This window comes from Capilliphycus salinus ALCB114379, from assembly GCF_047276495.1.
In the GTDB taxonomy this organism is placed as follows: Bacteria; Cyanobacteriota; Cyanobacteriia; order Cyanobacteriales; family Microcoleaceae; genus Capilliphycus; species Capilliphycus salinus.
Genome location: NZ_CP178543.1, coordinates 6,548,221 through 6,561,160, shown reverse-complemented (window position 1 = coordinate 6,561,160; position 12,940 = coordinate 6,548,221). Strand labels below are relative to the sequence as shown.

Below are 12,940 nucleotides of genomic sequence, written 5' to 3'. Positions count from 1 at the left end.
TAAGATTTGGGTTCGGCTTTGAGGAATTCCACCAATAGCACCGCCTGAGCGAGCCCTCAGCCGATCTGATCCCCATCTACACCGGTGAATCGTAGGAAGTCGGAGGGGTTTGATTGACATCGGGGGTATTTTTCACCCGTCGAATCGGTAAATTCGCAATTAAGGCCGTAGCCCGCTGATCGCTTTCTAAACCAAATTCCGAATCTTCGGTGTCAATTTCGACATAGCGAGACAACACCTCTAAGATTTCTTGGCGCATCGCTTCGATTAACTCGGGGGTCAAATCGGCGCGATCGTGGGCGAGAACCAATTTCAGACGTCGTTTGACATCCTCTCGGCTGTTGGTACTGCGGGGAAAGAGTCGTTCCAGGAGTTCGTTGAGTTTCATCGGATTTTCGATTCGGTGAGGATCGCTTGTCGGGTGGGGACGGCAGTTGTTGCACTTAGAGGGCGGGTTGATTTCAAAGAGCCGTAATCAGTGATCCGTTCTGCTGGTGGAAATTCAGAATTGATTGGGTTGAATCAACGGGTGATTTTCCCAGTTTGACTGAATTTGAGAAGGTGTTGAGCAACGACGATTTCAACACAAATCAGTCAACTGCCTCTTTTATAAAATTTTAGACGACAACAGTCGGCGCAATCGAGTCAAGAATCCTTCGGGGGCCGGATTAAAATCGAGAAATTCCACTTTTTCCCCTTCTAAACGCCGGGAAATATTGACAAAGGCTTTGGCCGCCAAGGAGGGCGTTTCTGACAACACCAGGGGTTCTCCTTTGTTGGTTGAAACAATCACCCCTTCATCGTCGGGAACCACGCCGACTAAAGGAATGGCGAGAATTTCTTCGACATCTTGGACGGACATCATATCGTTGGACTGCACCATTTGAGGTCGAATCCGGTTAATTAACAGGCGAATTCGTTTGATATTATTGGCTTCGAGTAAACCAATTACCCGATCGGCATCTCGTACTGCTGAAATTTCGGGGGTGGTTACGATCACCGCTTCTTTGGCGGGGGCGATCGCATTTTGGAAGCCTTGTTCAATTCCCGCCGGACAGTCGATCACAACATAGTCATAGGATTTTGCCTCTAACATCCCGACTAATTCTTTCATTTGTTCGGGAGTCACCGCATCTTTCATGCGGTTTTGAGCGGCCGGTAACAGCACTAAATTCGGCTGTCGTTTATCTTTGACTAAGGCTTGTTCGAGACGGCATTCTCCCGATAGCACTTCCAAAGCCGTGTACACAATTCGATTTTCTAGACCTAACAGTAAGTCTAGATTTCTCAAGCCAAAATCGGCATCGATCACGGCGACCTGACGTCCTTTTTTCGCCAATGCCATGCCTATGTTTGCTGTACAGGTGGTTTTACCCACCCCTCCCTTGCCCGAGGTTATAACAATAATGCGACTCATGCTCGTTTTTGGTGTTGGTCGTTAGGGACTTTACGAATATTACGATAATCGGTCAATCAGCAATCTCGGCGATCGTCTCCCCACTCAAGACAGTTCACAGATTAGATCTTGTCAGTGCATGATGCCTGAGAATTTCTTTAAATGCAAGTTCCCCCCAAGATATTTTGATCTACGGGTTTTGTTCGGGAAAAACTGATATCTACACCCATCACCTTACCTTGCTCTTGAAGTCGATCGCCTGTTGTCTATTTAATACTGCGCGCGCGCGGTGTCTGGTGTCTGATCTCTGGTGTTTGGTGTCTGTCTTTTGCGATCGGGTGATTTCAATGGCCAGCTTAAACCCCTTTTTGTGTTTATTGATCGCCTCGAACTTGCCAAAGCTTGACTTTACCAAAATCGGAAGCTTTACTGATCCGAATCCCTGAAGCCGTCATATAAGCAATTTCTGGATAAAATTGGGCGGGCGGTTTTTCCGGACCTCTTGCCATTTGGGTGCCGATCCGAATTAAGGTGGGTTCCATCTGCAAAGCCATGATCATACTTTTGAGATTACCCGACGCCCCCGCATGAACGGTACCCCGCAATCTTCCCCAAACGATAATATCTCCTTCGGCAATCACCGTACTTCCGGGATTGACATCCCCGACAATGACAACTGTACCGGGATGTTTTACCTCCACACCCGATCGCAATGTCGTTTGTAAATACAGGGGATCGTCTTGAGAGGTTGCCTTCTCTGCGGGGGTTTTGTTAAGGGTATTGCGTTCGGAGTCTTGATCGACACAGTACCCAACCGTCGCCGCCGCCACTGCGGTTTGACGGCGTGAGGTTTGCACCCGTCGCAGGTGTAATTGAGCGGTCGTTAAGGCTTCGGCTATTTCTTGCAGTTGACGCACATCTAAGAGTCGATTTCCGGCGATCAGATGAACTTCCGTGTCGGGTTCCCAAGCGTGTTCGCTGCCGTTGATCCGATGTTTAAGCTGTTGCCAGAGTTCTGTCCATTGGCTACCTGTGGGGGGGTCGTTTTCTTCTCGATGGGCAGTTTCTGAGGGTAATATCAATAATAACCGTCCATCAATACTTTTAAACCGGACTTGTTGGTTGAGATCGACGGACGGTTTTGCAGGTTGTTGGTCTTCTGGTTTGACCGTCGTAGAGGAAGAAGTGTCAGATTGCATGATCATGCGTGATTGGTGTCTAGCACTGAGACGTTTAAGAGCCGATCACTCAAAGCGCGACTTTTTCGGCTTGATTATTTTAACAGGATTGGTTAACCCATTGCGCGATCGGGTCTCATCCCACTGATCACACTTGCAGAATTGACCGGGCGACAACCTTTTTTTAGAGAAACTTCTGCCCAAGAAGAAATGGAAATTTTAGGCTGTAAGCTGTTGTGCATTTAAACTGCATTGAGCGATCGGCGGTGTCGGGTGTCGGGTGTTGGGTGTTGGCTGTCCTGTAATTTAAATGTGTAACAGCTTATCAACAAAAAAAACAAACTCTTATTTTTTACTGGGGGATGGCTATCAGCCTTTTGCGATCGATGCCGTTGGGGGTAATGATAACATTTCTGTTAATTTTGGTAACGATCGCATTGCTGACTTTAGTGTTGGTCAGGCTTTTGGCTATTCTTCCTTCGGTGCGTTTGTAAATATACGACTCGCGAACTGCTAGATCAGTGTTTTCAACAATCGCTTGTAACCTCTAACCTGTTCACTGTAAACTGTTCACTGTAAACTGTTCACTGTAAACTGTAAAAACCTTTCCCTATAACACGCATTAATCAAGCGGATATAGCAATAGGAAATCATTGCTAAACAATATTGCCCCCAAACCCCCAATTCTGGATGCCGATCTGGATTAGTTTTTGATTTACAAATCAGCTAATATTGCTATATGATATGACTTACCCGAAAGTTCAGGTTTATCCCTAAACTTAGGGTTAGTTTATGGCTAATCTTCGGGATAGATAGAGTTCTTATTTAGTCATTCATTGGCAAGCATTATGTTTACCTTGGATACACCTTCACTCGCTCATGTTTTAGGAATTTTGGCGTTGATCAGCTATGTGATTACATTATCACCAACTCTTCTAAGAATTGTCTTTCCTCAAACCCGAAAAACCGGGATTCCTAAACTTCTCCTCAAACAGCGTCGTCCAATCGGAATTATCTCGTTTGTTTTTGCGGTTGGTCATGGTTTTCTACTGGTTCGTCAACGCAGTATAGACTTTTTTGATTTAAAAACGTCTTGGATTTACATTACAGGGATGTTCACGTTCCTGATTTTGGCTATTCTCACTATTACTTCTAATGACTGGAGTGTGAAAAAACTCAAGAAAAATTGGAAGAAAATACATCAATTAACCTATATTACTATCTTTATACTGAATTGGCACGTTTGGGATACCATGTCAGGACATTGGACTTATTTAACTCCGATTGCGATGATTCTGATGACCGGAACAACGGTGTTATTCTTGATTCGTTTGTGGATAGAAAATCAAGAGAAAAACAAAACCAAAAAGCCAGCCAGTCTCTCGCAGTAATGATTAATCGGTTCTAGCATAAACTCGGTAATATTAGCGAGTTGTTTTCACGGTGTATCATTGGTAAATCTGTCTAGATGTCGCCATTTATGCAACCGCTAAAGTATTTTTATACGGTAAGAATTCAGTGAACTCACTCAAATCTTAGCGAAAACTCACGATTTTTTCTGAGCGTCGCTAATCCCATTTATCCTGGAGAATAAACCCATGATAGGGTCACAACGTTACCATTGGAAATCTTCTACCCTACTAACCCTTTCCACGATTACGATTGTACTAGGTTTAAGTTGGCAAAAGCCCCAGTTTCAACCTTCTATTTTTACCGAACCCAAGACTCAAGACCCCCTATATTTACCTGCTTCTATAACTCTCCTCGGACATTCAAATTGGGTCTATGCACTGGCGATTTCTACCGATAATCAATACCTTACCAGTGCAAGTTATGACGGTAAAATCAAAATTTGGCATCTCAAAACCGGTCAACTTCTTCATCGCCTTTCGGGTCATACAGATGCGATTGAAACCTTAATAATTAGTCCCGATAGCAAGATTCTTGTCAGTGGGGGTTGGGATAACCGCATCAGAGTTTGGAACCTAGAAACGGGCGAACTGATTCGCACTTTAAAAGGTCATGGGGAAGATGTCAAAACTTTGGCGATTAGTTCCGATGGAAAATGGTTGGCGAGTGGGAGTGCAGACCAAACGATTAAACTCTGGAATTTGTCAACCGGAAAAGAACATTTAACCCTAAAAACTTCGGATTGGGTTCGTTCAATTGTCTTTAGTCCCGACAATCAAACTTTAGTGAGTGGGAGTGAAAATGGGTCGGTGGAAATTTGGTCGTTAACCGATGGAAAACGGTTAAAAACTTTAACCGCACATTCTCAAGCGGTTTGGTCGGTTGCATTGAGTCCGGATGGTGAAACTTTAGCCACTGCAAGTCCCGACAAAACGATTAAATTATGGCAACTCAATGATCTACAATTAAAACATACCCTGACCGGACATTCTAGAGCGGTTTGGACGCTGGCATTTAGTCCTGACAGTCAAATGTTAGCCAGTGGGAGTTATGACAAAACCATCCGACTTTGGAATCCGAAAACCGGTCAACAAATTCACCAATGGGAAGGTCATCAAAAGCCAGTTTGGTCGCTAGCATTTAGTCGAGATAGTCAAATTTTAGCCAGTGGAAGCAGTGACGAAACGGTGAAATTGTGGCAGATTTCTTCATTGGAAAAATTCCCACCCCGCCCAAGTACCCTATCGCCTGAGGTCAATTTACAACCCCAACCGACTGCATCTGAAATCACGAACCCGAAAACGTTAGCGCAGTTAAACCAAATGTTGTATGATGTAATTGACCGCAATTGGCAGTCTGTAACGTTTAACGAAACTTTAATTTATCGGGTTAAACTGACTGCCGACGGACAACTTGCATCCTATCAACCCATGAATGCTGCCGCTTCGGATTGGGTGAGCGAAACCCCTTTAGAAAAGTTGCGTCAAAGGGATATTTTACCCCGAGATCTGATAGAATTTGAAGTGGTAATGATGCCGTCTGGGGTGCTAGAAGTTGCTCCGGTTGGCGGATGGAATTAATCTGCCGTTAAACCCTTAACTTTGTTGGCTGAGTCGGTGATAAACGGTAACTAACCCATTTGCATCCCCTACATTTCCCGGAAACAAGACAACGGGTAAATTCGGAAATTGAGGGTGAGAACTTGAGGTTTTTACCATCGAACATCCGGCTAAAACTTGACCCAATAACCGGGCGGTTTTCAAAGCCAATCCTTTACTTAAAGTGTCATTGGACGTAATTCCGCCTTTGCTAATTAAAAATCCAATATCTTCCGGCAAACCTCTGACAATATCCATCAATAAATCGGAAACCGCCACCCCAAATTCTAGCCGAGTTTCAACGCTTTTAAACGTAATTTCTTGACGGCTGGTGTAGATAACCGGTGTTTTTCCTTCGCTGTGGACTTGCTGAATTTTTTGCAGAATTTCAGTTAATAAATCCTGGCGTTGAACCGCACTATCTTCCAGCAAATGAGAGACATCGACTTCTATTGCGACAACGTTGGGTTCTTCGAGGAGGCGTTCGAGTTGTTGGGTTGACTTTTTCACGTGAGAACCCATCAACACCACTCCCGGTTTCCCCTCGCGGGTATATTTTGCCATCTCGTCGGCGGCGACAGGTTGGGGTCCGAGGGCGGCTAGAGAGGTGAGGATACTCGCCGCACTCCGAAACAGAAACCGTTTTCCTTTTTTAGCGGTGGCTAAAATGTCCGACGCCAACCGATCTAAGTCCGCTTGGGTTTCCCCATCGACGACGACACATTGATTTCCTGAAAGCTGCATCAGGCGGTGTTGAGTTCCGTTGCGAATGTCATCGAGAACAAACCGTTCCACCGCAGTGGCGGGTATTTTACCCTTGGTTTTTTCTTCCACGTAGTCGGGTAAGTAACTGTGATGGTAGCCAAATACCGAATCTTTGGCAAATTCGGTTTCGTGGACCGGGGTGGGAACTCCATCGATGATCAAGTAATGTACGCTGTTGCGGGTGATGCGTCCCCCTTCAAAAAAGGCGGGAACCAGAAAATGAGCGTCAAAACCTCCCAGTTCTTCGGCGATCACATCGGTTTCTATGGGATAATGACCCCGTAAGGTGGAGTCGGAACGGCTGACGACGAGAAAATCTTCGATCGATTCTGCGGCGATCGCTGTTTTGAGGTTTTGAGTGACTTCCCGAGTGACGGTGGCGGCTTGTTCTGGGGTTAAGGCTCTGGTATTGGTGAGGATGAAGAATATCGGCGACTGATCTTGAAGTCCGAGTCGCAAGCTGTCGATATCCCACTGGGTTAGGAGTAAGCAACTGTGAACGGTTTGAGATCCGGTCGGATCGTCATCGAGTACGATAATTTTGGGTTGCATCGGCTGTGATTGGTCGAGTACATTATACAACAGCCTAACATTTAACGGGTTGAGTGTTTCTGTCGTAACTGTTTAACTTTTTGATGTACTCGACTCGCCAGTTGTAGGGACTCGTTGAGTAATCGTCCGCCTTCTGTGGTTTTGTCGCGGTTGAAGGGTATGATTAATTTGTTTAAATCTGTTTCTAAGAGTTCTTGATTTTCAGCGATAAATTTATGATGTTTCCGTCGGATTTTTTCGGTTTTTAAGGCTCGCACGAGATCGGATCGAATTAAGTTGAGCGCCGCTAAGACTTGTTCTCGCTGATAGATTTTGACGTCGAGATTTCCGGCTTCTTCTAACTCATCGTGTAGGATTAAACTCTCGACAATGGCATTGTAGCGCTCGACTTCATTAAAGATTTGCAGTAAGTCGGGATTTCTTATACTGATGGCAATTTTGTAGAGATCGTCTAGAATTACGGCGATCGCGGCGAATAGATGAATCACAATCAGCAACGGGTGATGGTATTCAAAAACGGCGGTTAAAATGCCGTAACTCATTAAGATGAGGATGGATGTAATTAAGGTTTTACATCCTTCTTTGAGGAATTTTCGCCCCGTTGCTGGTCGATAAACCTGATTCATCGCCAAACCACTGAGGTGCTTTAATTCTCCTTTGGTGATTTCTAAGCCTTGAAGTTCCGATCGCATAGAAGACTATCGACAAGTAGGCCGCGCGTTAACTTAGTTTGATTTTAACTCACTTTTTGATTTTTCTAAGATTTACTTTTGTGTTCTTTGGCTAGGGGGGCGATTAATTGATTAGATTTGGCTTGTTGAAACGCCCATTCGGGTGTCAGGGGAAGGGGTTTCTTTTCTTCTGAATACGCTAAATTTAACTCGACTAATTCATCGAGTTCTTGTTGTAAACTCCGTCTTTCTACCAGACATCTTAGCAAAAAGGCATCGTAGCGGTCGGCAAGTTGTTCGTAAACTCTCGAAGCGTTTAGATTGTTATTTGCTCTTTCGTTGGGATTTAAAAAGGTGAGTAAAGGGGCGAGTCCGGCGACTAAAATTGACAGAATGATTTGAATAATTTTTCCGGTGTCGCTTCCATTTTGATTGAGTTCTGAGATGGCTTGTACTCCCGCTAAAGCCGCAAACACGGTACTGGGAATCCCAATATACAGGTGAGTATTTGACCAACGAATGGAAACTAAAACGTGCGCTCGGCTTAAGATTCTACAGACATTGCGGCGATCTTCTGCCCTTGCCATTATATCTTCTCGCTGCACTAAAGAATCGGAGATCGGGCTATTATTTACCGGGGTCGGTTCGCTGACTGGGGGGATGTCGGGATTGGTGAAAGTGGGGTCGTTTGTATTCATCATGGAGGGTATATTTTGAATTGGAGTTTGGGAGATTTTGTCGGATCAATATTAATAATTCACCATTAAAATTGACCGTGACATCGCTTGAAAATCCTTCGGATTGATTCGTTAGAAAATGGGTTCTCTTGTATCCTCGATCGGATTGGCTTTCAAGCTGAGTTTTTCTTGATTAATGATCAATTATCAGTTCAAAAGTCAATTTCAGGATAAATTTGGGTAAATTTGGTGACTGATTTTTCCAACGGTGCGAGTTGCATTATACGAGATCTGCTTCCAGGTCAAAAGGGGGGGATCAACCCCAGAGTTTTAACCAAACAATAAAAGTTGTTCCTTGACCGAGACGAGAACACAAAGAATTGTTCGGGGGTATCCACTCGGAGTTGACGGGAGAAAATACTTCTATTCTTCCCTGCATTTCGGCGATTAAGTCTTGGGCGATCGCCAGTCCCAAGCCGGTTCCGGGTATGTTACTCTCGGCTTGAATGCCCCGATATCCCCGTTGGAATAAATGTTCTAAGTCTTCTTGGGGAATACCTGGCCCGGTGTCACTGATGGCGATCGCGAGTTGATCGGTGGGCTGATTGTTATCGATCGGGGGACGAACTCGAATGTAGATGCAGCCCTGTTCTGGGGTGTATTTTAGGGCATTATCGATGATATTGCTCAAAACTTCCCGCAAGGCTTTAGAATTGGCTTGTACGAGGGGAAGTTGGGGGGGAATTTCGGCGATCGTGCGTAGGTGACGTTCTTCGGCGATCGCTTGGGCCGAAACAATTAAGGGGTCAACAACGGCTTTGATGGAAGTGGCAGCTATCGCTTGTGAAGCCGGGAGTAAGGCTTGGGTGGTTGTCCGAGGGTTCCCCGAGGTTTCTCCTTTGAGATAGCTGTCTGAGGGGGCGATCGTGTCGGGACTGGGGATGATATTGGGATCTATTGCCGCCGGGAGGCGCATCTGTTCTTCGTTGAGGGCGAGGGTTCGATCGACTTGTTGTAGGAGTTCTTTGAGGCGATCGGTTTCTCGCACAATGCCGTCTGCTATTTTATGGTTTTTATCTTCGGGTAACAGGCGTTTGAGCAACAGTTTTCCAAAGGTTCGCACCGCTGTTAAGGGACTTTTTAGCTGGTGCATGAGACTGTGTAGGGTGTCGTGTTGTTCGGCTTGTAATTGTTGCTGCTGTGTAAATTGTTGCTGAAACCACTCTGACCGTCGATCTAAAATACAGGCTGTAGTCAAGGTGTGGGCGATCGCTTGAATCTGATGCTGTTCTTGGGGTGTCCAAGGTCGGTCTTCTCGGCTCGTGACTAAAAACCCCATTATGGCTCCATCACGCATCAGGGGCAATACAAATTGACGCTGTTCTACGGGTTGTTGTTCTTCTGGAGGGGGTTTAGAGGAAGGGACCTCAAAAAAATCTTTCTCTGATTCTATCTCGACCAGAGGGATACTGTTCGATCGGTTTGAGGAAGTCCCGGACAGCAAACGCGGACGGGGGAGTAAACTCTCTTTTGCATCTACACCTGAGGGCATTAAAGCTTGACTTTCTTGCCATTCTTTGCTCGTCTCGGGATAAGCCGCGACGGGGATCAATTTTCGGCTGCCACCATCAACCCAGTCTTCAGCCAAGTAGACAATACTCAAAGACGCTCCCAAACTGGCAACGAGGGAGACTTGAGCTTGGCAGAGTGTAACAAACTCGGAACTGGTGGGCATGGGCAAACAGGAGCTTTTGATTTTTCAATGAGCAATCTCCGCTTTTGGCTTTTTGAGTCGGTCAAAAGTGGGGGAGCAATCATTTTTGCCGCAATCAGGGTAAATTTTGCAAGCTTATCTTGCATTTTAGTGCATTTTATCAAGATGGGGAATAGGTTTTACAGTCACTCATTACCCTTCGGGAACGTCCGTTGCTTCGCGACTATTCCGCCAAGTCAGCACTGCCTCACCAGTCACCAGTCACCAGTGATAAGAGTTTACAGTAAACAGTTTCTCCCCCATCTCCCCCATCTCCTGAGACCGAAGACCTGAGACCGAAATTTTTCCAGAAAAAATGGCCCGATACTCTTTCTATCTACCGGAGGGATGGGTTATGATGGGTTGTACTAGCACTGCTTTTGCTTTATTGCAAGGTTTTTTTGTATCGATCTGTTAAAAGATATTGAAATTTTGAAGCAGAATCGATATACTTCTACCGGATTTGGTAGCTAGATTTACAACAAGTCTGCAAAAAACAGGAGGTAAGTTAAGTTGGCTAGAAGACGTAAGCGCAAGAGCCGTCGCAGACAAGAAGGCCGTCGAATTCTAGAATGTGTACCTCAATACAGCATTTCTAGTGGAGAAGATAAGCCCGTAACAGCTGCCCGCAAGTTTATTCATGCTGAGGGTATCATTCCTCCGGCGTTGCTTTTGGTCAAGCGAAACGAGCATACCACAGATCGGTACTTCTGGGCAGAAAAGGGATTGTTCGGCGCTCAGTATGTCGAAGAAAATCATTTTCTGTTTCCCAGTTTAAAACATATTGCAGATCGCACCCCGGCGACTCCGGCTCGAGTTTAGGCTTTGGTGTTGTTGGCAACATTGTTTTTTTTTGTCTAACTTTGAGCATATGGTAACAGCAACTTTCCCGGAGTTGATGTTGATTTGGCAGAAGTCGGCTCAAATCGTGATCGGGTCTAGATGAGGAAGATTTTATTATAACTCTCTAGCGAACCGATTTTACATTTAGCCGGAATTTTGAGGAGTGAGAACTTCTGTCTCCTCCAGTGTAATGATTCTCTCTGGCTGCGAAGCCCACTCACGCTTAGTGTGTTGAGTCCAATGATTTCAACCCGAGAGACTGTTTTAAGGTGGCGAGTTCATCTCGATGCCCTCTTACGGTAATAATACTCTGGGGTTGAGTAACGGAGTCAATAGCAGCTTCGAGCTTCAGGGACACCTGCTCTATGCGTCTAGCTCGTTGCCAATAAAATAGACCCGTTAAGGGAGAAAGAATCACCAGCCCGAGAAACCATTGACCGTTATTTTCAACGAGCATGGAGAGAACCAGGGCCAAACACAATAATCCCACAGCGGTGAGCAAAGTTAAAAAAATTGCCAGAAACAAACTCGGACGAACAAGCCCTTCATAGGTGATTTGGTTTTCCGCCGGGTTCGTATGTGCCACGCGATAAGCGCGAGAACTAAAGTAAGCTTGAAGCTGAGTCAACAAGGACTCAGCCTCTTGTTGAGCAATCAGTTTTTCTTGTTGAGTGCGATCTTTAACAGAAGCCTTAATAAAGAAAAACAAACCGATCGCTAAAAGTGCAGTTAGCACGAAGGTAGAAGGTAAGACAGGAACAGTCATGGATGGCAATGCAGACAGCTTGAGTGAAGTTTTCCTGAGAATACTTTACACAAGTTGGCGTTCTCCCGCATACTCTTGAGCATATTCGTACCAAAGACGAGCCAACTCTTGAGCTTTGTTACGAAATTCCGAGGTAAGCTGGTACATTCTGCGAGGGCGTCCCCGTCCTTCTACCTTCTTCCAATAGCCGGTAATGCTACCTTGTGCTTCGAGAAACTTCAAAGCACTATAAAGCACCGTATCCGAAAGTCTGTAGATGGAATATTCCTCTTCGAGTCGGTCAATCAACTCGGTTCCGTAGGAATCTCCGTTCAAGACCACAGATAAGATATAGCAGACCGCCAACTCTTTATTGAGATAAATGGGCGGAGGGCTTTGGAAATAGCGATAAATGTCATCGAACGTCATAGTCATAGTCATTGGATTCTCCCGTTAAATATCCCTTCCCAGACCATTAGAGGTAAGGGTTGTCCACTGACTGATTGCTAATTTAGGCATCACGTTGATAAATTTATCGCGCCTGGGGAAAACCATTTAGTCAATACTGTCACCATTTGAAGGATCAATTGACCGTAATTCCTCAACATGAGAGAAAATCACGGCAATTTTCACGAAAAAATGGGCAGTCCAGCCTTCTCTAAGCGGTAATTTTTAAGCTTTTCTCAAGGATTTGATAGCATTCTTCAACGGAAATGCGTTGTTCCATCGCTTCGACTAACGCTTCGTAGGCTTGTTGGTTTTGTTCGATTAAGGTTTGAGCTTGTAGGGTGGCCCAGCGTTCCTTGAGGGTGGCTTCCGATGGGGGACGTCTCAGTTGCGCCCACACCGCCCGAATTTTGCCCCGGTCTTCCAAGCCCCCTTCTGCTTTCTCATAGGCCAGGTTTTCGGCGGCGATACCCGCCATCCAAACCGTACAGTAGCGGTCAATTAATTGCGCTGAAAGCTGTCCTTTTTGCAGTTGACCCCCCAACTCGCGATCGTTAAACCTCACGCCGCCCTGGGCCATCTGTCCCTGTCTCCAGGCTTCCCAAGCGTTGAGGGCGTAACCGGTGACGGGAATTTCCATTAAATAGGCCACCAAAAAGTGACCCGCCTCGTGGCGGACAATGCGCGCGCGTTTTTCGGGGGAAATTCCTTCTATACTTTCGATTAAAACGGTTGAACCCTGACCACTGAGGGCCAAAGTATCGATTGTCCCCAAAACCAGCAGGGAAAAAGCCAAACCTGCGGGAATGACCGGGGATAAATGAACAAGTGGCCCAAGCAGGGCGGACATGGTGATGGTAAAAATGCTGATGGCTATTAAATTAAGCGCGGTTTGGTTCATAACA

Annotated in this window: 14 protein-coding genes; 4 read left to right on the top strand and 10 right to left on the bottom strand. The window is 45.7% G+C overall.

Annotated features, from left to right (window positions below; all coding sequences use genetic code 11):
* Positions 1 to 76: 76 nt before the first annotated feature.
* The 3 genes from minE to minC all read right to left on the bottom strand — a co-directional run bounded on the left by minE (position 77) and on the right by minC (position 2,595).
* Positions 77 to 388, bottom strand: a complete 312-nt coding sequence (gene minE / locus ACL6C3_RS26465) for a cell division topological specificity factor MinE (protein ID WP_413162628.1) — start codon at positions 386 to 388, stop codon at positions 77 to 79.
* Positions 389 to 607: 219 nt separating this feature from the next.
* Positions 608 to 1,417, bottom strand: coding sequence for a septum site-determining protein MinD (gene minD, locus ACL6C3_RS26460; protein WP_413162626.1), 810 nt, complete (start codon positions 1,415 to 1,417; stop codon positions 608 to 610).
* Positions 1,418 to 1,770: 353 nt separating this feature from the next.
* Positions 1,771 to 2,595, bottom strand: a complete 825-nt coding sequence (gene minC, locus ACL6C3_RS26455; RefSeq protein ID WP_413162625.1) for a septum site-determining protein MinC — start codon at positions 2,593 to 2,595, stop codon at positions 1,771 to 1,773.
* A gap of 341 nt (positions 2,596 to 2,936) precedes the next feature.
* On the opposite strand from minC, the gene ACL6C3_RS26450 reads away from it, so the two are divergent.
* The 3 genes from ACL6C3_RS26450 to ACL6C3_RS26440 all read left to right on the top strand — a co-directional run bounded on the left by ACL6C3_RS26450 (position 2,937) and on the right by ACL6C3_RS26440 (position 5,564).
* Positions 2,937 to 3,068: a hypothetical protein gene (locus ACL6C3_RS26450; protein WP_413162624.1), complete on the top strand. Its 132-nt coding sequence runs from the start codon at positions 2,937 to 2,939 to the stop codon at positions 3,066 to 3,068.
* Between the two features lie 354 nt (positions 3,069 to 3,422).
* Positions 3,423 to 3,965, top strand: coding sequence for a ferric reductase-like transmembrane domain-containing protein (locus ACL6C3_RS26445; protein WP_413162623.1), 543 nt, complete (start codon positions 3,423 to 3,425; stop codon positions 3,963 to 3,965).
* 207 nt (positions 3,966 to 4,172) lie between these two features.
* The gene (locus ACL6C3_RS26440; protein WP_413162622.1) at positions 4,173 to 5,564 is read left to right on the top strand and encodes a WD40 repeat domain-containing protein; all 1,392 of its coding nucleotides are present in this window, start codon (positions 4,173 to 4,175) and stop codon (positions 5,562 to 5,564) included.
* A 15-nt stretch (positions 5,565 to 5,579) separates the two neighbouring features.
* Here the strand turns inward: ACL6C3_RS26440 and ACL6C3_RS26435 are convergent, their stop codons facing one another.
* The 4 genes from ACL6C3_RS26435 to ACL6C3_RS26420 all read right to left on the bottom strand — a co-directional run bounded on the left by ACL6C3_RS26435 (position 5,580) and on the right by ACL6C3_RS26420 (position 9,982).
* A complete protein-coding gene (locus ACL6C3_RS26435) occupies positions 5,580 to 6,899 on the bottom strand; it encodes a four-carbon acid sugar kinase family protein (protein ID WP_413162621.1) in 1,320 nt (439 codons plus the stop codon).
* Between the two features lie 41 nt (positions 6,900 to 6,940).
* Positions 6,941 to 7,591: a hypothetical protein gene (locus ACL6C3_RS26430; protein WP_413162619.1), complete on the bottom strand. Its 651-nt coding sequence runs from the start codon at positions 7,589 to 7,591 to the stop codon at positions 6,941 to 6,943.
* 65 nt (positions 7,592 to 7,656) lie between these two features.
* On the bottom strand, positions 7,657 to 8,271 hold the full coding sequence (locus ACL6C3_RS26425) for an SLATT domain-containing protein (protein WP_413162617.1): 615 nt from the start codon (positions 8,269 to 8,271) through the stop codon (positions 7,657 to 7,659).
* Positions 8,272 to 8,563: 292 nt separating this feature from the next.
* Complete coding sequence (locus ACL6C3_RS26420; protein WP_413162616.1) at positions 8,564 to 9,982, bottom strand: sensor histidine kinase; 1,419 nt, start codon at positions 9,980 to 9,982, stop codon at positions 8,564 to 8,566.
* A gap of 531 nt (positions 9,983 to 10,513) precedes the next feature.
* On the opposite strand from ACL6C3_RS26420, the gene ACL6C3_RS26415 reads away from it, so the two are divergent.
* Complete coding sequence (locus ACL6C3_RS26415) at positions 10,514 to 10,822, top strand: DUF3155 domain-containing protein (RefSeq protein WP_413162615.1); 309 nt, start codon at positions 10,514 to 10,516, stop codon at positions 10,820 to 10,822.
* 244 nt (positions 10,823 to 11,066) lie between these two features.
* On the opposite strand, the gene ACL6C3_RS26410 is transcribed toward ACL6C3_RS26415, so the two are convergent.
* The 3 genes from ACL6C3_RS26410 to ACL6C3_RS26400 form a co-directional block, all read right to left on the bottom strand.
* The gene (locus tag ACL6C3_RS26410; RefSeq protein WP_413162613.1) at positions 11,067 to 11,609 is read right to left on the bottom strand and encodes a cofactor assembly of complex C subunit B; all 543 of its coding nucleotides are present in this window, start codon (positions 11,607 to 11,609) and stop codon (positions 11,067 to 11,069) included.
* A gap of 45 nt (positions 11,610 to 11,654) precedes the next feature.
* Positions 11,655 to 12,017 (bottom strand): PadR family transcriptional regulator, encoded by a 363-nt coding sequence (locus ACL6C3_RS26405; RefSeq protein ID WP_413168418.1) that lies wholly within the window; start codon positions 12,015 to 12,017, stop codon positions 11,655 to 11,657.
* 229 nt (positions 12,018 to 12,246) lie between these two features.
* Positions 12,247 to 12,936: an ATP-dependent Zn protease gene (locus ACL6C3_RS26400; RefSeq protein WP_413162612.1), complete on the bottom strand. Its 690-nt coding sequence runs from the start codon at positions 12,934 to 12,936 to the stop codon at positions 12,247 to 12,249.
* Between the last annotated feature and the right edge of the window lie 4 nt (positions 12,937 to 12,940).